Origin of the sequence: Pedobacter sp. JCM 36344 (genome assembly GCF_046546555.1) — a bacterium.
Classification (GTDB): Bacteria; Bacteroidota; Bacteroidia; order Sphingobacteriales; family Sphingobacteriaceae; genus Pedobacter.
In genome coordinates this window covers 218194-239858 of the sequence record NZ_JBKHKK010000003.1, presented here as the reverse complement: position 1 = coordinate 239858, position 21665 = coordinate 218194, and the positions used below count along the sequence as shown (strand labels likewise).

The following is a 21665-nucleotide window of genomic DNA, read 5'->3' as shown; positions in this document are numbered from 1 at the left end:
ATGAACAGAATATATTTGGATAACGCTGCGACAACACCAATTGATGCGACTGTGATTGCAGAGATGGTAGACGTTATGAATACCTATTATGGAAATCCTTCCTCTATTCACGCTCAGGGGAGGGAAGTACGCACGCTGATTGAACGAGCTAGAAAAACTGTCTCGTCTACATTAAATGCATCCCCAGCAGAGATTTTCTTTACCTCAGGTGGTACAGAAGCTGACAACACAGCGATTCGTTGTGGGATAGCTGCTTTCGATATTAAACATGCCATTACCTCTAAAATTGAACACCATGCTGTTGAGCACACCTTAAATATGATGCTTAAGGACGGCGTGATAGATAAATTAAGCTTCGTTGAGGTTGATGCGAAAGGAAATGTTAATTATGATCATTTAGAAGCGCTGCTTCAAAATAATGTGCGTTCTTTCGTTTCATTGATGGAGGCGAATAATGAGTTAGGAACGTTAACTGATATTGAGCGGGTCGGTGATATCTGCGAGAAATACAATGCAATTTATCATTGCGATACCGTGCAGACCGTAGGACACTACAAACACAATGTTAGAAAGTTAAAGGCACATTTTATTGTTTGCGCTGCCCATAAACTACATGGCCCCAAAGGCGTAGGTTTTCTCTACGTAAATCACAACATAAAGATTAGTCCAATGATTATTGGTGGTGCTCAGGAGCGTAACATGCGTGGCGGAACCGAAAATGTTTATGGTATCGTTGGGTTAGCAAAGGCTCTTGAAATCGCATACGCACAAATGGATAGTCACCAGTCACACATTCAGGGGCTGAAAGATTATATGAAAGATAAGCTAAATAAGGAAATCCCTGACTTGTATTTCAATGGCGAAACAGATGCTGATAAAAGTTTGTATACCGTACTAAATGTTTCTTTTCCTGCAATGGATATGTCAGACATGTTACTTTTCAACCTTGATATCTATGGAATTTCCGCATCAGGAGGTAGTGCTTGCTCTTCCGGATCGAATATTGGATCGCACGTTCTGACTGGAATTGGGGCAGATCCAAATCGTCCATCTATTAGGTTTTCTTTTAGTAAATACAACACAAAAGAGGAGATTGATTTCGTTGTTGAAAAGGTGAAACAAATTGTTGAGCAAAATGTCACTGCCTAGTTTTTCAAACAATAGTTTGCCTGAGGTTGTTCTAAGTGTACAATCTATTTATAACCTAAACTTTGAATTATGAATATTCAGGATAACGAAGAAAAAAACAAAGGTACCGCTAGAACTGATATCGATCAGACAGAAGGTGACACCCATGAAGAGTCTACTGGGGAGACTTCAACAGTAAGAAAAACAGAAAAAACATCTTTTTCTGGTACGCCTAAACGTAAAAGTACGTCTTTAGGATCGAGCCATGAACCAGGTACCACACCAGGCAGAGAGTTCTAGAAAACACTACAATATTTAACAGCACAGTCATACATTATGACTGTGCTTTTTTGTTTTATATACCCTGTGTGAAAAAACCTTATATTGTTGGCATATTTTTACTTAGCATATTGAGTTATATACATTTTAATGTTTTTATTTGCGATTAATAAGCATCGTGAACTTCTTTGGACAGCTTATTCGACAAACCCTGTATTGTAATACACAAGATGAATTCAAATAATATGATTAAAAAACTTTTAACCGTTGCCGCACTTGTAACATCCTTCAGTCTTTCGGCACAGACAGTAGGTAAAATTAGTGATCCTGAGGAGTGGATCAATCCGCTGATGGGTACGTTGAGCAAGCCATCACTTTCTAATGGAAATACATATCCATCGATCGCCGTACCATGGGGTATGAATTTCTGGACCCCACAAACCGGTAAAATGGGTGATGGCTGGGCTTATACTTACGATGCCGACAAAATCAGGGGTTTCAAACAAACCCACCAACCTTCTCCCTGGATGAATGATTATGGACAATTTTCTATAATGCCCGTAACAGGTAAGAAAAGATTTGTTCAAGATGAAAGAGCGAGTTGGTACTCTCACAAGGCAGAAATAGTAAAACCATATTATTATAGTGTATATCTCGCTGACGCTGACGTTACAACTGAGATCACACCGACTGAAAGAGCTGCACAATTCCGTTTCACTTTCCCTAAAGCTGATTCTTCTTTTGTAGTTATTGATGCTTTTGATAAAGGCTCATATATCAAGATTATCCCGGGAGAGCGCAAGATCGTGGGCTACAGCACTAAACACGCGCACAAAGTTCCTGACAACTTTAAGAACTACTTCGTTATCTATTTCGATAAGCCGTTCATTTCAGCCGATGGCTGGAAAGGTTCAGAGCTTTTGAAGGGCGAACTGGAAGTCAAAGCAGATCATTCTGGTGCCATTGTTGGTTTTAAAACTACCAAAGGTGAGCAGGTTAATATGAAAGTTGCTTCTTCATTCATTAGCATCGAACAGGCGGATATTTCCTTAAAGCGTGAACTTGCTAACGATAGCTTCGACGCTACAAAAACCAAAGCAAAGGCAATCTGGAATAAAACGCTGAGTAGAGTTAGTGTGGAAGGTGGTACAGTAGACCAAACCCGTACATTCTATTCTAGTTTCTACCGGACATTATTTTTCCCTAACAAATTATATGAACTAGATGCAAACAACAAAATTATGCATTGGAGTCCATACAATGGAAAAACTCTGCCTGGGTATATGTTTGCTGGTACCGGATTTTGGGATACCTTCAGAGCCTTATATCCCCTCTTAAACCTGATGTATCCATCAATCAATAAAGAGATGCAGGAAGGTTTGGCTAACGATTACAAAGAAGGTGGTTTCTTGCCAGAATGGTCTAGTCCTGGTTATTCCAACATCATGGTTGGTAACAACTCGGCTTCTGTTGTTTCAGATGCGTATATTAAAGGTATGCGTGGTTACGACATCAATACATTGTGGGCAGCAGTTAAAAACGGTGCTGACAATGAAGGACCTGAAGGTACTGGTCGTACAGGTGTTAAATATTACAACAAACTGGGTTACGTACCTTACAACGTTAAAATTAACGAGAATGCTGCAAGAACATTAGAATATTCTTATGATGACTTCGCGATCTACCAGTTAGGTAAAGCTTTAGGCAAGCCCGCTTCGGAGATAGAGATCTTCAAAAAACGTGCAATGAACTACAAAAACCTATTTGATCCAGCTAGTGGCTTAATGCGTGGTAAGAACGAAGATGGTAAGTTCCAGACTCCATTTAACCCATTCAAATGGGGAGATGCATTTACTGAAGGTAACAGCTGGCATTACTCTTGGTCAGTATTCCAGGATATTGATGGTCTATCTAAGTTAATGGGTGGTAAAGACAAGTTTGTTCAGAAGTTGGATTCTGTATTCACATTACCTCCAATATTTGATGACAGCTATTATGGCAGTGTGATCCACGAAATCCGTGAGATGCAAATCGCTAACATGGGTCAGTATGCGCATGGTAATCAGCCAATCCAACACATGATTTACTTATACAACTATGGTGGTGCCCCTTGGAAAACTCAATATTGGGTTAGAGAAACCATGAATAGAATGTATAAAGCTACGCCTGATGGTTATTGCGGAGATGAGGACAACGGACAAACATCGGCATGGTATGTATTCTCGGCTTTAGGATTCTATCCGGTAACACCTGCAACAGATCAATATGTGCTTGGTGCGCCACTGTTCAAAAAGGTGACCATCAATCTGGAGAATGGTAAACAGATCGTAATAAATGCGCCAAAGAACAGTGATGCAAACAGATATGTCAACACGTTGAAGTACAATGGTGCAGTGCAAAGCAAAAGCTGGTTGAGCCATTCTAATCTATTAAAGGGAGCAGTGCTTGATTTTGATATGATTGCTACACCAAACAAAACTAGAGGAACGAAAGAAGCCGATTTCCCGTATTCATTATCTACGGAGAAATAAGGGCCAAATTAAAACGTTAGTTATTCTGAATTTATTTCGGGACCTCGGAATAGAATTCAAAGCCCCTTTCAATAGTTGAAAGGGGCTTTTTAAACCCCACAACTCCCACTACAACCTCAGCTTAATGAACAAACTCCTACTGCTTTTAATAATTAGCCTCAGTACTCAAACGCTTAAAGCGCAGAAAGTAGACACCCTCATTCAAATGACTGCTTACAAATCATACTATTCGTACCAAGTCAAAAACCCATTATACGTTACTTACACACTCTCAAAAGGTGGTGGAGATTGCAACCGTTCAAAATATTCATTCAAGAAATGTGGAGTAAATACTGCGGAAGACGACGATTACTCCGGAACCGGTTACGATAAAGGGCATCTGGCCAATGCGGAAGATTTTGCTTACAACTGCGATCTCGATAAAGAAACCTTCTGTTATTACAACTGCGTTCCACAAACATTGAAACTCAATAGGGGCATTTGGAAAACATGGGAAACAAAAGTCAGGAAACTATCACAGTCAAAACCAATCTTTGTAATTGCCGGTGCTATATATACGAACCAACTTCTAAAAGAAGGGCATACTGTTATAAAACCTGATTACTGTTACAAAATAATCGTTGATCCTCCATCAGGCACAATTCTTTATTGCCTGCTGTTTCCGAATGATGATAGCGGTAGGATAGAAGCGCTGAGCTTAAGCCAACTTAAAGCTAAGCTACCATACCCATTAGTGCCCTAGAAATTAATTCTTTACAATCTTCAAGAATGAAGCAAGCTTTGCTTTCATCACTCTGCGATCAACAATAAAATCCAAGAACCCGTGTTCTAAAACGAATTCAGCAGTTTGAAAGCCTTTAGGTAAATCCTTTTTAATGGTTTCTTTGATTACCCTCGGACCAGCGAAACCGATCAATGCATTTGGTTCAGCGACATTTATATCGCCCAGCATAGCATAAGAAGCAGTAACGCCACCAGTTGTTGGATCTGTCAATAAAGATACATATGGAATTTTAGCCTGACTTAAAAGTGCAAGTTTAGCAGACGTTTTAGCCATTTGCATTAGTGAAAACGCAGCTTCCATCATCCTCGCACCACCTGATTTCGAGATCATCAGGAAGGGTATTTTATGTTTTATAGAATAGTCAATTGATCGTGCAATTTTCTCACCCACCACTGAACCCATTGAGCCGCCGATGAAATTGAAATCCATGCAGGCAATCACAAGATCTTCGCCATTCATTTTACCGTGACCGGCTCTAATAGCGTCTTTTAACCCGGTTTTAGCCTGACTTTCTATTAGCCGATCTACATAAGGCTTCGTATCTGTAAACTGTAATGGATCACCCGAGGTAAGATTCGCGAAAAGTTCAGTGAACTGGTTGTCGTCAAATAGTACCTGAAAATACTCTTTACTTCCAACCCTTAAATGATAATCGCAATACTGGCAAACATATTTATTTTCCAGAAGATCTGCAGTATGAAGTGCTTTTTTACAATTCGGACACTTGTTCCATAAACCGTCTGGAGCTTCCTTCTTCTCTTCGGTAGATGTACTGATACCTTTTTTTTCTCTCTTAAACCAAGCCATGTTATTTCTCGAAAAATGCGAGTACAAAGAAACGAAAAAAATCAATACTAAACGTTCCGACTTTTCCTGTTTGTCGGAAGCGGTCTAAATCACAGAAATAATGATAGATACACTTGCCTAAAGTGATATTTTTCCTAACTTCGGCTTATATATAAAATATTAAAGATGAGTTTAAAAGGCTATAAAGGCGTAATTTACGGAGATGCCGTTCAAGAGTTATTTGAGCAGGCTAAAAAACACCAGTTTGCACTGCCTGCGGTAAACGTTACAGGAACAAATACCATTAATGCGGTAATGGAAACTGCCAAAGCAGTTAATTCGCCAGTAATAATTCAGTTGTCTAACGGCGGAGCGCAATTTTATGCAGGTAAAACCCTAAACAACGATAACCTTAATGCATGTGTATTAGGAGCAGTTTCTGCAGCTAAACATGTTCACTTATTGGCTGAGCACTACGGTGTTGCCGTTATTTTGCATACTGACCATGCCGCTAAAAAGCTTTTACCATGGATCGACGGATTGTTAGATCATGGAGAGAAGTTTTTTGCAGAAACAGGAAAGCCATTGTTTTCATCGCACATGTTAGACCTTTCAGAAGAGTCTATTGAAGAGAACATGGAAATCTGTGTGAAGTATTTCGAACGCATGGCTAAAATGGGCATGACTATCGAGATTGAGCTTGGAGTAACAGGTGGTGAGGAAGACGGTGTTGATAACAGTGATGTTGACAGTTCTAAACTATATACTCAACCATCTGAAGTGGCATATGCTTATGAAGAATTGAGTAAAGTGAGTGATAAATTCACTGTCGCAGCAGCATTTGGTAATGTTCACGGTGTATACAAACCAGGTAATGTGAAGTTGCAACCAGTGATCCTTAAAAATTCTCAAGACTACATCAAAGAAAAGTTGAGCTTAACAGCAGAGAAACCTATCAACTTTGTATTTCATGGTGGTTCAGGTTCTTCGCAAGAAGAAATCAGAGAAGCTATCTCTTACGGAGCAATCAAAATGAATATCGATACAGATATGCAATGGGCATTCTGGGAAGGAATTCTTGATTACTACACAGCAAATGAAAGCTATCTTCAGGCCCAGATTGGTAACCCTGATGGTGATGATAAACCCAATAAAAAATACTATGATCCACGCGTATGGTTGCGTAAAGGTGAAGAGCAATTCGTAGCACGTTTAAAACAAGCTTTCGAAGATCTTAACTGTAAAGACGCGAGCGATAAGATATAAATAATCTAATTCGAAAAGCGTCATAGGAATACTATGGCGCTTTTTTTGTTCCCCCTCCATAAATCTTCTCTTATGCAAGCACTTCAAGTAACTAAAATCACGACCAAGCTTCAACTCGAACAAGCCTTTCTAATCCGCAGAACCGTATTTGTTGAAGAACAAAACTGCCCGCCGGAGCTCGAACTCGCAGATGAAGAAGAGTCTACGCATTTCCTGGCAACAATTGATCACAATCCATGTGGGACCTGTAGGTGGAGAAAAACTGATAAAGGTTACAAATTAGAACGGTTCGCAGTACTCAAAGAGTTCAGGGGTAAAAGAGTCGGACAAGCCCTACTATCTGCTGTGCTTAATGACCTGCCAGTAGACGCCACTTATATTTATTTAAATTCTCAACTGGATGCTGTAGGCCTCTATACGAAGTTTGGGTTCGCTGTTGAAGGCGATCAATTCGAAGAAGCGGGAATCCAACACCTCAAGATGGTGAAAAAAGCTTAAAATACCCGTTGAGATAACGCAACTGCTTCATTCCACTTGCTCATATTTAAACCCAAAGCTTCTCCTTTACCTTCCAGAAAAGCGATAAGTTCTTCAGTAGCCATATTTCCGGTAAGCTCATCGCTTGCCATGGGGCAACCTCCATACCCTTTCAAGGCGCTATCAAAGCGCCTGCAGCCAGCACTGTATGCAGCTTCAAGCTTTTCTAGTCTTGTGGATGGCGTACTGTGCAGATGAACCCCAATTTCTACATCTTGAAAATCCCGTAAAAGAGGAGAGAGCAACAAATCGATCTTCTCAGGGGTGGAAACTCCAATTGTATCTGACAGTGATAAAATCGAAGCACCCGCTTTAACAAGCCTGGAAGACCAATAAGCCACTATTTCTTCAGTCCAGGCATCGCCGTAGGGATTGCCGAAGCCCATCGACAAATATAGCACAGCTTGCTTACCAGAAAGGTGGCAAAGCTCGAGGATCCGTTCTACCGTCTCCATAGACTCTTCAATACTGGAATTCGTGTTGCGCTTTTGGAAGGTCTCTGATAAAGAAAAAGGAAAACCAAGGTAAGTTATCTCCTCGTGCAATATCGCTTCTTCAGCACCCCTTATATTAGCTACAATAGCCAACAACTTTGACTTTGTCGAAGATAAATCTAACAAGGATAAAACTTCAGACGTATCCTTTAACTGAGGAATTGCTTTCTCAGAAACAAAACTTCCAAAATCTATTGTATCAAAGCCCACCTGCAAAAGTAAATTGATGTATTCTGCTTTTAAAGAGGTATCGATAAAGTGATGGATACCCTGCATGGCATCACGGGGGCATTCAATAATTTTAATATCACTCATAAATTAAAGCTAACAAATAAACCCTATAAACAAAAAAAGGCATCCCGTATAAGGATGCCTAAACTATATTTTAAAAATAATACTTACTTCTTACTAGTTCCTAAATCAATTACGATAGGAGTTGAGATACATAATGATGAATAGGTACCAATAATTCGACCAATTAACAACGCGAAGATAAATCCGCGGATGCTATCTCCACCAAAAACGAAGATCACCAATAATACGAAGAATACCGTTAATGAAGTTAGGATAGTACGACTCAATGTGCTGTTCAATGCGAAGTTGATCAACGTATTGCGCTCTTCCCCATGTAAATCATCTTTACCAGATTCTTTCAGACGCTCACGGATCCTGTCAAATACAACCACCGTTTCTGTCATAGTATAACCCATTACCGTCAAAATCGCAGCAATGAAATCCTGACCAATCTCTAATGAGAACGGCATGACACCATCCAGGATCGTATAGAATGACAGTACCATTAACACGTCATGGAACAATGCGATAACCGCACCTAAACCATATTGCCATTTCTTAAACCTAACAACGATATAGATAAACATGAATAAACAAGAAACCAATACCGCATAGAAAGCGCCGTTTACAATGTCACTCGCAATAATAGGAGTAACCTTCTGAGAACTCATGATCTCAAACTTGTTATTCAATGGCGTTAAGCCTTTGATTAACGCATCTTCAACCACTTTATCAGTTTTAGGATCCTGATCTTCAATGTGGAAAGTAGTGGTTATTTTAACCTGACTATCTTCACCTGCGGTTTTAACCTCTGGTGTTTCTTTTCCGAATGCCGGGTTCAACTGAGTTTTAAGATCTTCTGTGCTTACAGCTTTATCAAAGTGAACTAAATAAGTTCTACCACCTTTAAAGTCTACGCCTAGGTTCAATCCACCATTTTTGAAGTAGAAGATGAAACCTAAAAGGATGATCGCGGTAGAAACAATGTAGTAGATCTTACGACGACCAACAAAGTTGAAGGCAACATTCTTGAAAGCGTTGTGGGTATATTTGTTATCAAAAGTGATCTCTTGTTTACTTTCCAACATCCAATCAAATACTACTCTTGAGATCGCAACAGCAGCGAATAACGAAGATAGAATACCAATACACAATGTAGTTGCGAAACCTTGAACAGGTCCGCTACCAAATACGTATAGGATAGATCCTAATATAAATAGGGTAACGTTGGAGTCAATAATGGAAGGCATCGCATGTTTGAAACCTTCTTTAATGGCAAGAGCGGTATTTTTACCCTGTGCGAGTTCCTCACGAATACGCTCAAAGATCAGGATGTTCGCATCCACCGATAAACCAATGGTTAGTACGATACCAGCAATACCAGGAAGCGTCAAAACCGCGCCAAGAGATACCAGGGTACCAATTATGAAGAATAAGTTTAACAACAATGCGAAGTTAGCAACCCAACCAGCACGGTGATAATAAAGCGCCATGAAGATCAGGATCACAATAAATGCAATCACGAAAGAGATTAAACCATCGTGAATAGCCTGAGCACCTAACGTTGGACCAACTACATAGCTACCTGCAATACGAGCAGGAGCAGGCAATTTACCAGCTTTTAAGATGTTCGCTAAATCTTGTGTATCCTCTACAGTAAAGTTTCCAGTTATAGAAGAGTTTCCACCAGAGATCTCATCCTGCACTGTAGGAGCAGAGTAAACCGTATTGTCAAGAACAATAGCAATTGCTTGTTTTTCTGGACCTGAAGATGCTTCAGCAGTGATTTTTTTCCACTTTATAGCACCCTCACCAGTCATCCTCATTGTAACTTCAGGTTTGTTACCATCCTGGAAGTCTGCACGTGCATCGCTTATCGCTTCACCACCTAGATCTGGTTTGCCATCAGTAGACGTAACTTTAATTGCGTATAAGTCGTAGATTTTAACTGAAGATCCAGGGCCTGTTTTTACACCCATATCTGTAGGCTTAACGCTCCACATGAATTTTAGGCTTTGAGGAATTATAGAAGCAATTTCTGGTCTTCTAAAGAATGCATTTACTTTAGCAGTATCGTTTTTAGCAACCCAACCAACAACAGCTCCAGGGCGCAATTGCTGCTGACCGTTTTCAGCTTGGTATGTTGGGACGTTTAATACCGCAAATAGTGGATTATTAGCTAAGGCTTCAGTTTTCAATGCTGAAGTGTCATTAATCGCTTTGTTCTTAGCAAGACCGGCTAATTTACCACCTGAAGCAGCAGTAGTGTCACCTGCAGCTTTAGCGGTAGTGTTAGATTTTAAAGATGCAGCAAGGGTGTTGTTGATATTTTGCAAGATTGGATATACTTCCTGAGCGTTGTAAACTTTCCAGAACTGCAATTCAGCAGAACCTTGAAGCAAACGTGAAACACGTTCTTTATCCTGAACACCTGGCATTTCAATTAAGATACGGTTAGTACCTTCTTGTTTTTGCATATTCGGACTAACCACACCGAAACCGTCTATACGGCTTCTAATGATATCGAATGAACGGTCAATAGCACTTTTAGCTTGTGCAGAAAGATATTTTTTAACCTCTCCGTTACTCGCATCAGGTTTTAAAGTAGTTGCGTTATCCTGATTAGAGAAGAAATTTGCTAGTTTAACGTTAGGAGAAAGTCTTTCAAATTCATTTATAAAAAGCGCGATATAATCATTACCACCTGCATTCAATTGGGTTTGGGCAGTTTTTAAAGCTTGGTTAAAGTTAGCGTCGTCTGTATTGTTAGCTAAAGATTTAACCAATTCAGTTAACGATATCTCCATCGTTACATTCATCCCACCTTTAAGATCTAGCCCAAGGTTGATTTCTTTTGATTTGGCAAATTGATAATCAAATCCAAACAAAGGATATACTTTGACTGTTGCCATAGAATCCAAATAAGCTTTTTCTTTATCTGGATCTCCTTTAGCGTACGCTTTTGCATCATTTTCAACTTTCGAGGTTACGAGGTTGAATGAGAGAGAATACACACAGACAATCCCTAAAAGGATTGCCATAAATTTAATAAAACCTTTACCCTGCATTTGTTTGTAATTATTAGTCTATATCAGCTATATCTTTTTTTAACAAGTCGGCAAATCTAATTATTTTTTTAATTAATAGACCACGTTGTTAATTTTTTATTATAGCGATTGAGCTATTTGCGCTCGAGTGTTGAAAATGTGAAACTGAGGTTGTTTTTCTCGTCTGGGAGGTGTTTTTCTGATGCTGTTTCCATCCATATATTCTTGTCTATTTCTGGGAAAAAGGCATCTGCTTCAAAGTTCTCGTGAACTACTGTTAAGTAGATTTTATCTGTATGCTTCATGGCCATTTTGTAGATCTCTGCACCACCAATTATGAATACTTCACCGTCTTCTTTACTGATTTCAAGCGCATCTTCGATGGTATGCACTACTTCCGCACCATCGATTTCGAGGTCAGGGTTCCTTGTGATTATAATGTTCCTTCTATTGGGTAGAGGTTTCTTTACCGATTCAAAGGTTTTGCGACCCATGATCAAGGTATGTCCATTGGTGATCGTTTTAAAATGTCTAAGGTCTTTTGGTAGATACCACAATAGCTCATTGTCTTTACCAATTGCATTATTTTCTCCTATTGCTACAACAATCGTTACTATCATACTGCTACTATTCCTTTAATGTGTGGATGCGATTCATAGCCCTTCAACGTGAAATCTTCAAACTTGAAGCCAAAGATATCCTTAATCTCAGGATTAATTTCCATAGTGGGTAATTTCTTCAATTCTCTGCTCAATTGCAATTTCGCTTGTTCGATGTGGTTATTATATAGGTGTGCATCACCAAGTGTATGTATAAAATCACCACATTCTAGGCCACATACCTGAGCAACCATCATTGTTAGCAGTGCGTATGAAGCGATATTGAAAGGTACCCCTAAAAAAATATCTGCGCTGCGTTGGTACAGTTGGCAACTTAATTTTCCATCTGCCACATAGAATTGGAAAAAGGCATGGCATGGCGGTAGAGCCATATGTTCAATATCAGCTACATTCCAGGCAGAGACAATAATTCTTCTGGAATCAGGGTTGTTTTTTATGGTATTGATAATTTGGGTAATCTGATCTATTTTACTGCCATCGGGAGCAGGCCATGACCGCCATTGTGAGCCGTAAACAGGTCCGAGGTCGCCATTTTCATCTGCCCACTCGTCCCAGATTCGCACTCCATTATCTTTCAGGTATTTTATATTAGTATCGCCACTTAAAAACCAGATCAATTCATGTAGTATAGACTTCAAGTGTAGCTTTTTGGTGGTAACCAAAGGAAAACCTTCCTGAAGATTAAAACGCATCTGGTAGCCAAAAACGCTGATAGTACCCGTGCCAGTCCGATCGTGCTTTTGAGCACCATGATCCAGCACGTGTTGCATTAAGTCTAAATATTGCTTCATTGATAAAATAATAGGGTTTCTAAGCTAGGCAAAAGTATGGAATTAAAATTTCAATTTAGCTTCTAAGGTCCATTCTTTGGAGTATGCAATGTTGCTGACTGGGGGTGCCGGTGGTTCCACATATACTCCTGGTATAATCAATGCACCAACAACATTTGCAGGATTAAATAACTTCGAATTGTACATTGTACTAATGTTGTTATCTCTCTGGCTATAGTCTAACCCTATTGCTGCGACGCATAGACATTCATTGGCAACTTCAAAAACGATCTCTTTTGCCGGATTACTTTGCTGATTTGCATTAATTTCAAAGCTGTAGTACAACTCATGTTTTTTACTTGCCTGATTAAGATTTAATTGACTAATTGTAATACTTATTTCGCAGGTATTTGTTCTTTTTGGAAAGGTGAATTGTGAAGGAATTTTGAATTCAGGGATAGTCACCTTAAGTGTATTCCCATCTAAAGTCAGTGTAGGTTTGACCCAGAGAAAGTTGATTAGCGGTGATTTTATATTGAATTCGAACTCAGCTAGTCGGCTAAAGCTATCCTCCTCGAAATTAAAGATGCCGTCCTTTTCGTTAAAGCAATGAATGAGAACTTCTTTAATTGGAGTGTTGAATCTGTTTACCATCCCAGAATCGTGCATTGAGCCGATTGTACTGCTTAATTGGCGGCGGATTAAACAAGCGACTGAGCTTCCAAAGCCGAACATCTTTGAAGTTCTTTTAGACTCTTTATGTTGTGTATATTGCCTCGGCCTGGTTTGAACGACCTTCTTTCCATTTTTGCCGCGTTTGATAACTATTGGTCCTACGAGTCCAATGATATCATTTCCTTTCATTATTGCCATTTTGTTTATATTTGATAAGCGTTAAATAATCTTTATTGTTACTAAGGTCCCGCTAATACCAGGCTTTGGTTGTGGTTTGGGTGTTGGCGCCTTGTACCCGGGGTGTTTACGGGCTGAGGCCGCCTTTTCCCTAGCAAAAAGGCGGCCTCACCGCGGCCTCAGTGCGGCAGGAGGGCGGCCTCAGGCAAAGCACAACCTAATCCGATCCTTGCTCAAGCCCAGGTACTTGCATTGTAATGTTGGTAGGTGTTTTTGTCAATGTAGGTAGAATAAGTGGTACTCTGGCAATGGGCCCTACTTTCTTTTCTCACCTTCTGAAGCTTCTATATTAAAGTACCTGCTATTAACCTATTTGCCATACATTAATAAACCAGATATGAAATCTATGAGAATAAGTCTTCTAATTGCAATTGTCTTGATCTGTGGGATCGCAAATGCACAGGTTTTAAAATTAAAGGCAGGACAAAAGTTCAGTTATGAAGGAATCAATGACAGGGAACAAAAGGGACAGTATACCTCTAAGAACTATGATTACTGGAAGACTAACTTTGAAGTAATCAGTCATGTAAATGGAGTTTACACTTTCAAGGCTTCGCCTGAAGTATTTCTAGCGAAGTGGCATAAGAATGTTAAGATTGCCTGTTCTCTTTGAATTCTTAATGCGAATCAATTTCAACAATTTAATACAAAAAACCAAACATCCATAGTGGGATTTTGTGAAGATGACCAATCTCTATTTCATCAGCAACAACAAAGGCAGACTTTAGGTTTTTAATCTGCTTATTTGTTTTGTTCTTACCGCCTATTTCAAAAGTGTAATCTTTGAAAATAAAATCTCCATCTTCTGCATAATTTACCTCTCCAAGTGTGCTTAGCTGATTAAGAAACATGCTTTCGCGCGCATTACCGATGTTGATGTTGGCATTAGCCAGTGCATATTGCAAATTTGGATGATGTAAATAGATTTTCTCGGGCTTCTGCAAAATACCTATTCCTCCTGTAGCTGGATACAGACCCTTTATGATCCTCATATCTTCAAGGTATCTGATAAACAAGATCAAACTGTTTCTGCTAATCCCTATACGCTCACTCAACTTAGTAATATTCGGTTTGAAAGGTACCGACTCTGAAATAATATGCAACAGTAAACGGATTTTCTCAATGCTACTGTAGGTGATTTCATGAAATGAGGGAAGATCTATTTGTATTGCAAGGGAAATCGTTTCCGCTAATTTTTGCGGATAGAGCTTTTCATTTTCTAAAAAATAGGGATAGTATCCAAATTCCAGATACTGCTTGAAATAGGCTAACGGTTTAATTGTGCTTGTTATGTTCAACGCAATCGCGGTGTGATCTTTCGTTAACTTATCAAGACTTATACTTTCGAACTTAGTTTTGTTCCTAAGGTTTAAGAATTCTCTGAAGGAAAGTCCATGCAATTCATACATTACGGCACGTCTGCTTAAGTCACCTTTTGCTGTGTTCAAATGCATAATGGACGAACCTGTGAATATGATTTGTAAGTCAGGAAGATCGTCGTAAATATTTTTTATCTCCTGTGACCAGTTAGCATAGCGGTGAACTTCATCTAGCAATAGATACTTTCCTCCTTGGGAGGCAAATTTTTCTGCGAGTCCGATCAATGTATTCTCAGTAAAGTATAAACTATCGAGACTGGTGTAAAGTGTTTGGTGATTTAATGGTAGAGATTGCTTGGCATACTGAAGTATCAATGTGGTTTTACCTGCGCCGCGCGCGCCTTTAATTCCTATTAAACGGCTTTCCCAATCGATGAGGTCCATCAAGTACCTTTTATAAACAAGGCTCGTATTATTAATCTTTAAGTAAGACTTCTGAAAGAGATTATCCATATTGCTTTTTGTATACAACAAAATTAGTTAAAATTGTTGAATGCATAAAGCAAAATTGCTGTCGCTAGCATAGGGCTGGTTGATCTGTAAGCTATCGCTGAATTTAGATTTAGTAGCGTATGCTGATAGATCAGGAGGTTCTACACTTGAGGATCTCCATAAAAGAACAAAGATCTTCAGTTGGGCTAATCTCAGCAATGGTGAGATTCATAAATTCTTCTCTGGTGTAGCGATATTGATGGATAGCCGCTTCATTCACATCAAGGAACGTAACGCTGTCTACATCATAGATTCCTCCCTAATATTTCATTACGGGGGTGTATGTATTTGCCCCTTTTAGCTTTAGGGTGCTTTTTCGTAAGTTTGCTTTTCAAAATTGTTTCACATGCTTGCTTTTGCAAACGCTAAAATAAATCTTGGGTTACAAGTTACAGAGAAGAGGGCTGATGGCTACCACAACTTGGAAACTGTATTTTATCCTTTAAAAATCAATGACGTTGTTGAGATTACGGATGCTCCTGTTACCTCTTTTGTTTCATCAGGAATTAGTATTCCGGGGGATGCTGCGGATAATTTATGTTTAAAGGCTTACAATGCGTTGAAAAGGGACTTTGATATTCCCCCTCAACAGATAACATTACTAAAGAATATCCCGATCGGGGCAGGTTTAGGAGGGGGTTCATCTGACGCCGCCTTTCTTGTCAAGTTACTTAATGATAAATTTTCTTTGGGTTTGTCTACTTTGGAGATGGAAGATTATGTTCGGCCTTTGGGTGCCGATTGCGCGTTTTTTATAAGGAATAAGCCGGTGTATGCCGAAGGTAAGGGCGACGAGTTTTCTCCTGTTGAACTTAATCTCTCTGCGTATGAAATCGTTTTGGTTCAGCCGCATGTTCAGGTTTCCACCGCTGATGCCTACCGAGGAATTATCCCTTCTGTTCCTTCAAGTTCAGTTAAAGATTTGATACATTTGCCACCTAACGATTGGAAGTCTCATATTTTCAATGATTTTGAGACGACTGTTTTTGAAAAATATCCGCAGATAGAAAAGGTGAAGATGGATTTGTATCACAGCGGAGCAATATTTGCGCTCATGAGTGGCAGCGGATCGTCGGTTTTTGGGATATTTGCAGGGAAGGTGAAATTGGCAGCATTGGAGCGTGAGAATAAGGTCTTTTATGGATGTTAAGTGCTCGTTTTTGGGTATCCAGTGACTAATCAAGCTTGCAATTAAAGAATTTAAAACATATTGTACGAACTGTAAAATGGAAATAAATCTAATACGAAAAAGTGGCAAGTTTAACTTCGAGGCGGAGAACGGGACAGGTTTTAAAGTCGAGCTAGATGCTAAAGAGGCAATAGGCGGTGAAGGAAAGGGGTTTCGTCCGATGGAAATGCTGCTTGTTGGACTTGGTGGCTGTAGTGGAATTGATGTGGTAAATGTGCTCAGTAAACAAAAAGAGCCTTTAAATGACATCAAGATAAAAATCAATGCAACAAGAAAAGATGAAGAGATGCCGCCGATTTTTGATGTAATCGACATTCATTTCGATCTTTACGGAGGATTAAACACGCAAAAAGTAGAGCGTGCTTTGGCGTTGACTTTTGATAAATACTGTTCTGTATCAAATATCCTTGGTCGCTCCGCAACTTTGAACTTTACTTATACCATTCATAACTAAAAAATAAGATACCCGTTACCGATCATGCAAGAAGATAATTTTGAAACCCTGGCCATACGTTTGCAAATTGAGAGAAGCCAGTATAAAGAGCATTCTGTGCCATTATACTTAACTTCCAGCTACAAATTTGATGACGCTGAGGAAATGCGGGCCCTGTTCGCAAATGAAAAAGAAGGAAATGTATACAGCCGCTACGCCAACCCCAACACAGATGAGTTAATTAATAAAATGTCTGTTTTAGAGGGTGCTGAGTCGGGCTGGGCAACTTCGAGCGGTATGGCTGCTATTTTTACAACTTTCATGACTTTTCTGGCTTCCGGCGATCACGTGTTGTCTAGTCGCTCTGTCTTCGGTTCCACACACCAGTTGCTAAATAATATCTTTCCTAAATGGGGGATTACCTATTCCTACGCAGATCTTGATAAGCCTGAGCAATGGGAAAATGGCATCAAAGAAAATACAAAAATGATATTTGTGGAGACGCCATCTAATCCTGGAATCGATATTATCGACTTAGAATGGCTGGTAAACCTTGTTCATAAGCGTAATATTTTGGTGGTGGTTGACAATTGTTTCGCGACACCCTATTTACAGCAACCGATAAAACTAGGTGCTGATATTTCAATACACTCAGCTACTAAGTTTATTGATGGACAAGGCCGTACCTTAGGAGGTATAATTTTGGGATCCAAAAAGTTAATGAAAGAGATTGAAGGATTCGCAAGACATAGCGGTCCTGCTATGTCGCCATTTAACGCCTGGTTGCTTTCTAAAAGTTTGGAGACTTTAGCGGTGAGAATGGACAGGCATTGTGAAAATGCGTTTAAAGTAGCAGAATTTCTGGAAGCTCAGCCAACCGTTAAGAAGGTCAGGTACCCATTTTTAAAATCTCATCCTCAATATGAGATCGCTAAAAAGCAAATGAAGCAAGGTGGTGGTATAGTTACGATGGTAATTCATGGCGGTGTTGATGCTGCAAGTGCTTTCATGGATAAACTTAACATGTTCTCCATTTCTGCTAATCTTGGTGATACAAGGTCAATAGCGACACACCCGGCGACGAGTACACATTCAAAACTAACTGAAGAGCAACGATTAGAGGTTGGTATTGAACAAGGAACGATCCGCTTATCTATCGGTTTGGAGCATGTTGATGATATTCTAAAGGATATATCTCAAGCACTCAGTTAATCTAGCTGATATAATCGCGGTCTTCATCACTGAGCTCATTTCTACGGTCCTCGGGGTTATCCTGGGTACCTTCCTTATCATAAGTTGTAACAGTTGTCTTAGGCTTAGCTGCCCAGTATCCAATGGCAAAGCCTATAAACGTACATACGCCTACGATCAATAATTTAGACACCTCTGCTTTCACAAATATAAAATTGAACTCTACGGCGTCGGTATTCAGCATCAGAAAGATGATAATTATTGCTGTTATGATGACTATAGAAATGGTTTTTGCGCTCATGATTTGCGGTTAAAAGCTGTAATTTAAAATTAGTTCCAATATAGGATTTTGATTGTATATTTTATTTACGAATACGACCCGTCCGCCTAGCTCAACATTAGGCTGGTAACGGAGTACATTCATGTTACTACGCAATTCGAAGCCATATGTTTTAGGTTCTGATAAATTTGTTTCTGTACCAATGTTCTCATAATGGCAAAATAGGCTGGCTCTTAAGTTTCTTACGTAAGCCAACGGGCCGATTTCTAAATCAGGAAAGACGATAGGAAAGCGGTAATTGAAGAGCAAGGTGTTCTCGAGTTTGCTTTTCGCCAGGATATTGTTGTAGCCGTACACGGAGTTAATCTCTCTGTCAAAACGCCTGATTCCCCAGGAGTTTTGATAATTGAAGTTTGCCAGGAAGGAATGGTTTCTGGCAAGACCAGGGAAGTAAAGGTACCCTTCGGCAGCGAAAAGCCCTCCCACAAGGTTATTGTCGAAAGGCTGATGAAGGTAACTTACTCTTAGTATTTGGGCCCACCGTGGAGCAATATCTCGCTCTGCTTGGCGGGTGCTGTGGCTAAAGGAAACGTTGTACTCCATCGGAAAGTCTAAGCTCTTTATGAAGTTCGATGGGAGGTTTTCCAGTTGGTAACGTTGGGTATAGCTGCTGAGCGTATTGAGCGAAAAGCTGTAAGAATCATTAAATGAGTTTACAGTTAGTGGTAAGGATGCTTGGAGTTTTACATTGTTTTCTCTCCAATCGCCCTGTTTGACTACTTTGTTTTGGGTGTAAAAATTTCTTCTGGGCCGATTTCGATAGGTTGCAGAAAGTATTGGATAAAAAGCCTTTAAATAAAAGCCGGTGCTATATTCAAAGCGATTGAGATCTCGATGGTAGTCAACACCAGCGAAAGAGTCAAAAGTATTAAGCAGGTTGTTTGAAACCAATTGGAGTCCGCCTTTGTACTCATCTTCAACTGTAGGATTAAGGCTGTGTACGCTAAACAGGTTACCTAAAGAATGGTAAGGCTTTGATTGAAAAGTGTTGTTTGGTACGTTGGCGAAGACATTGCCTTTACTTTCCTGGCTTTGCGTTGTTGCGCCAAAATTGACGAAGGAACTGGTGTCTATTAATTGAGTGTTAGAAGAGGATTTAGAATCGATAGTAGTTTTAGCAATCTGATAGCCAGTAACCTGATAGTCGTTAAAGATAATTTCTGTAGCGGTTGTCGGGGTGGCGTTGAAAGCGCCGTATTTAGAGGCGCTCAGGGCGCTTATTTTATTTGATGTTGTGTCGATGTGGTAAATGTTATCAATTCCGCTGTAGTGGGCGTTAAATGCGACTCCATGATTAAAAAAGATTGGTCTGCTTAATTGCTGTTGAGATTCGGTAATTAATTTCTCATTTCTTGCTACACCATTTGTGATCCATAATGCCTTTCCTTTTTCAGATACGCTGATGTAGGTGATCAGATTTCCTGTAGCATCATAGGAAGGGGTTTGGAGAATTGGATTTTCAGGGTTTGGTAAAGTTCTGAGCGTCTTCCCTGTGGCTACGTCAAGCTCCACTAAATTCGATTGGTTACTCAAATCGATTTGGACTGCTACGATCTTTTTGGCATCTGGAGATAGGTAAGGAGAGAAGAGTCTGGTCTTATTGGTCAAGCTGGTCAGTTTTTTTGTTACCAGATTATAGGTGCAGATGACGCTGTAGCTTCGTTGACGGTAACGTGCATCGTATCTGATCTCATCCCAGGTGATCATATTATTGGCGTAACTGAACCATGGTTGCTCCTGATAGGCAATGCCGAATAATCTTTCTTCCTTCTTATTGGCGGCATCAATCAACACGAAATGCGAGGTCTCCGCCTTGCTTTGTTTTAGTGCGAGAATTTTGCCCTCAGGAAGTTTTATCGGTAGAAAATAATTTGTAGCGTATTTTGAGGGCTTATTTAATGAAGCGTAGTTTTTGGTGTTTAAAGTGCTTGCTTGTTTTTCCCATTCTGTTTTCAGGAGCTCTGTGGTTTGGTTGAACCACTTCTTGGTTCCTGATCGCGTGTATTTTTTGAGGCTGTTTGAAAAAGGATAGAGTCTTAACGGTCGGTGGCGAATGTCGGTGAGCACGCTGTCGAAGATGTCCTTTCCAAATTGCTTTTTGATGTTTGAAACATTGAGGTATCCATATTGATAGTAGCCTGGTGTGACATCTTTTGATGACCCTAAATTAATCTTACTGTAGGAGTAATTTTTACTGGTCAAAAGGTTTGTTCGGTATGGCATAATCCATGAAGGTTGTCGGCCTCTTCCTGCCTTTGTTAAAGCAGTCTCTATAGTCACTGCGTCGCCCTCAAAAAACCATAATGGAAGACTGGCGCCGAACCATGCAAAGTATACATCTTCGGGGAAGGGATGAGTCTTGCCACCGGTCAATTTATCGAACTGCGCAATGTGTCTGAGTTCGTGAACTGCGAGGTTGTTTAACCAGTCTTGACTGTCGAATTGCTGCGGTGGGGTTGTGAAGAATTCTGACTTCTTGGGAGCGAGTTGAACGAAGCCATTTGCGATGACTCCCCGGTTTTGAAGTAGGAGAGGGATAGCGGTTTTTTCTCGTCTTAAGCTGGCGCCTACACGAGGGTAGATGTACCCCAGCGTGTTCGCCATTCTTTGTGCTTCTTTCTCTAGCTCGCTAGGGTAAATGATTCTGAAACCATTCGCTGAAATCTGACGCCATTTTACACTAAGTGGGTTCTGAGAGTTGTTGAAAATCTGAGCTTTTGAGTCAATTGAAATAAAGGTTGAAGCTGATGTTGCTATAATGCTGATTATCAATGATAATTTTATGTTTATATAAGGCATATGTTGACTGTGCTAATATATTTAGTATTAAATAGGTGTGAACTCTGGGTTTATTTTTATAAATACTTTATTTAATAAGTCTTAAATAATTGATTTACAACATGCTTATGTTAATATTTTATTTTTTTATATTCAGCTTTATTCATCTATTGTTGGCAGATAATATGCAAGAATCAACACATTAGTAATGTCGTTTCAAAATGTTTGTTTTGGTTCCCTTAAGATACACTAATCGGCGTCATTTTTCACAAATATTTTTTAGAGCTTAGGAAGGTGGTTGCCAGGAAATGGTGAGTTTTCATTCCAATACCATCCCACTTTATTCAGTTCATCACCCCGGATTTGAAGTGTAATTTGCAGGGCTAAGGTGCAGGGCTAAGGTGCTGGAATATAT

19 protein-coding genes are annotated in these 21665 nt (G+C 39.8%); 10 read left to right on the top strand and 9 right to left on the bottom strand.

The features are described from left to right. The 4 genes from ACHFIZ_RS04575 to ACHFIZ_RS04560 all read left to right on the top strand — a co-directional run bounded on the left by ACHFIZ_RS04575 (position 1) and on the right by ACHFIZ_RS04560 (position 4680). Positions 1 to 1149: a cysteine desulfurase family protein gene (locus tag ACHFIZ_RS04575; protein ID WP_410883307.1), complete on the top strand. Its 1149-nt coding sequence runs from the start codon at positions 1 to 3 to the stop codon at positions 1147 to 1149. Positions 1150 to 1218: 69 nt separating this feature from the next. After that, positions 1219 to 1428 (top strand): hypothetical protein, encoded by a 210-nt coding sequence (locus ACHFIZ_RS04570; RefSeq protein ID WP_410883305.1) that lies wholly within the window; start codon positions 1219 to 1221, stop codon positions 1426 to 1428. 224 nt (positions 1429 to 1652) lie between these two features. Continuing rightward, positions 1653 to 3938: a GH92 family glycosyl hydrolase gene (locus tag ACHFIZ_RS04565; RefSeq protein WP_410883303.1), complete on the top strand. Its 2286-nt coding sequence runs from the start codon at positions 1653 to 1655 to the stop codon at positions 3936 to 3938. A 124-nt stretch (positions 3939 to 4062) separates the two neighbouring features. Then, on the top strand, positions 4063 to 4680 hold the full coding sequence (locus ACHFIZ_RS04560) for a DNA/RNA non-specific endonuclease (RefSeq protein WP_410883301.1): 618 nt from the start codon (positions 4063 to 4065) through the stop codon (positions 4678 to 4680). A 3-nt stretch (positions 4681 to 4683) separates the two neighbouring features. Here ACHFIZ_RS04560 and accD read toward each other — a convergent pair whose 3' ends face one another. Then, positions 4684 to 5529, bottom strand: a complete 846-nt coding sequence (accD, locus tag ACHFIZ_RS04555) for an acetyl-CoA carboxylase, carboxyltransferase subunit beta (RefSeq protein WP_410883300.1) — start codon at positions 5527 to 5529, stop codon at positions 4684 to 4686. A gap of 165 nt (positions 5530 to 5694) precedes the next feature. Here accD and fbaA point away from each other — a divergent pair, with 165 nt between their 5' ends. Together fbaA and ACHFIZ_RS04545 are read left to right on the top strand one after the other, a co-directional pair. After that, entirely contained in the window at positions 5695 to 6774 is a 1080-nt protein-coding gene (fbaA, locus tag ACHFIZ_RS04550; RefSeq protein WP_410883298.1) for a class II fructose-bisphosphate aldolase, read from the top strand. Positions 6775 to 6846: 72 nt separating this feature from the next. After that, positions 6847 to 7272 carry a GNAT family N-acetyltransferase gene (locus ACHFIZ_RS04545; RefSeq protein WP_410883296.1) on the top strand — a complete coding sequence of 142 codons (426 nt, stop codon included), beginning with the start codon at positions 6847 to 6849 and terminating at the stop codon, positions 7270 to 7272. On the opposite strand, the gene ACHFIZ_RS04540 is transcribed toward ACHFIZ_RS04545, so the two are convergent. The 5 genes from ACHFIZ_RS04540 to ACHFIZ_RS04520 form a co-directional block, all read right to left on the bottom strand. After that, complete coding sequence (locus ACHFIZ_RS04540; RefSeq protein ID WP_410883294.1) at positions 7269 to 8120, bottom strand: hydroxymethylglutaryl-CoA lyase; 852 nt, start codon at positions 8118 to 8120, stop codon at positions 7269 to 7271. The genes ACHFIZ_RS04545 and ACHFIZ_RS04540 overlap by 4 nt on opposite strands. Before the next feature lie 83 nt (positions 8121 to 8203). Next, positions 8204 to 11167, bottom strand: a complete 2964-nt coding sequence (gene secDF, locus ACHFIZ_RS04535) for a protein translocase subunit SecDF (RefSeq protein ID WP_410883292.1) — start codon at positions 11165 to 11167, stop codon at positions 8204 to 8206. A 113-nt stretch (positions 11168 to 11280) separates the two neighbouring features. Further along, positions 11281 to 11766, bottom strand: coding sequence for a dihydrofolate reductase (locus tag ACHFIZ_RS04530; RefSeq protein ID WP_410883290.1), 486 nt, complete (start codon positions 11764 to 11766; stop codon positions 11281 to 11283). Next, a complete protein-coding gene (locus ACHFIZ_RS04525) occupies positions 11763 to 12557 on the bottom strand; it encodes a thymidylate synthase (RefSeq protein WP_410883288.1) in 795 nt (264 codons plus the stop codon). The genes ACHFIZ_RS04530 and ACHFIZ_RS04525 overlap by 4 nt, the downstream gene beginning before the upstream one ends. A gap of 42 nt (positions 12558 to 12599) precedes the next feature. Beyond that, positions 12600 to 13409, bottom strand: coding sequence for a hypothetical protein (locus ACHFIZ_RS04520; RefSeq protein WP_410883286.1), 810 nt, complete (start codon positions 13407 to 13409; stop codon positions 12600 to 12602). A gap of 385 nt (positions 13410 to 13794) precedes the next feature. Here ACHFIZ_RS04520 and ACHFIZ_RS04515 point away from each other — a divergent pair, with 385 nt between their 5' ends. Beyond that, positions 13795 to 14061, top strand: coding sequence for a hypothetical protein (locus ACHFIZ_RS04515; RefSeq protein WP_410883284.1), 267 nt, complete (start codon positions 13795 to 13797; stop codon positions 14059 to 14061). 28 nt (positions 14062 to 14089) lie between these two features. Here the strand turns inward: ACHFIZ_RS04515 and ACHFIZ_RS04510 are convergent, their stop codons facing one another. Next, on the bottom strand, positions 14090 to 15280 hold the full coding sequence (locus ACHFIZ_RS04510) for an ATP-binding protein (RefSeq protein ID WP_410883282.1): 1191 nt from the start codon (positions 15278 to 15280) through the stop codon (positions 14090 to 14092). Positions 15281 to 15665: 385 nt separating this feature from the next. On the opposite strand from ACHFIZ_RS04510, the gene ispE reads away from it, so the two are divergent. The 3 genes from ispE to metZ all read left to right on the top strand — a co-directional run bounded on the left by ispE (position 15666) and on the right by metZ (position 18153). Beyond that, a complete protein-coding gene (ispE, locus tag ACHFIZ_RS04505) occupies positions 15666 to 16469 on the top strand; it encodes a 4-(cytidine 5'-diphospho)-2-C-methyl-D-erythritol kinase (RefSeq protein WP_410883280.1) in 804 nt (267 codons plus the stop codon). 76 nt (positions 16470 to 16545) lie between these two features. Beyond that, on the top strand, positions 16546 to 16962 hold the full coding sequence (locus ACHFIZ_RS04500) for an OsmC family protein (protein WP_410883278.1): 417 nt from the start codon (positions 16546 to 16548) through the stop codon (positions 16960 to 16962). A 24-nt stretch (positions 16963 to 16986) separates the two neighbouring features. Continuing rightward, positions 16987 to 18153: an O-succinylhomoserine sulfhydrylase gene (gene metZ, locus ACHFIZ_RS04495; protein ID WP_410883276.1), complete on the top strand. Its 1167-nt coding sequence runs from the start codon at positions 16987 to 16989 to the stop codon at positions 18151 to 18153. Position 18154: 1 nt separating this feature from the next. Here the strand turns inward: metZ and ACHFIZ_RS04490 are convergent, their stop codons facing one another. Together ACHFIZ_RS04490 and ACHFIZ_RS04485 are read right to left on the bottom strand one after the other, a co-directional pair. Next, a complete protein-coding gene (locus ACHFIZ_RS04490; protein WP_410883274.1) occupies positions 18155 to 18433 on the bottom strand; it encodes a LapA family protein in 279 nt (92 codons plus the stop codon). A 9-nt stretch (positions 18434 to 18442) separates the two neighbouring features. Next, a complete protein-coding gene (locus tag ACHFIZ_RS04485; protein ID WP_410883272.1) occupies positions 18443 to 21244 on the bottom strand; it encodes a hypothetical protein in 2802 nt (933 codons plus the stop codon). Positions 21245 to 21665 lie beyond the last annotated feature (421 nt).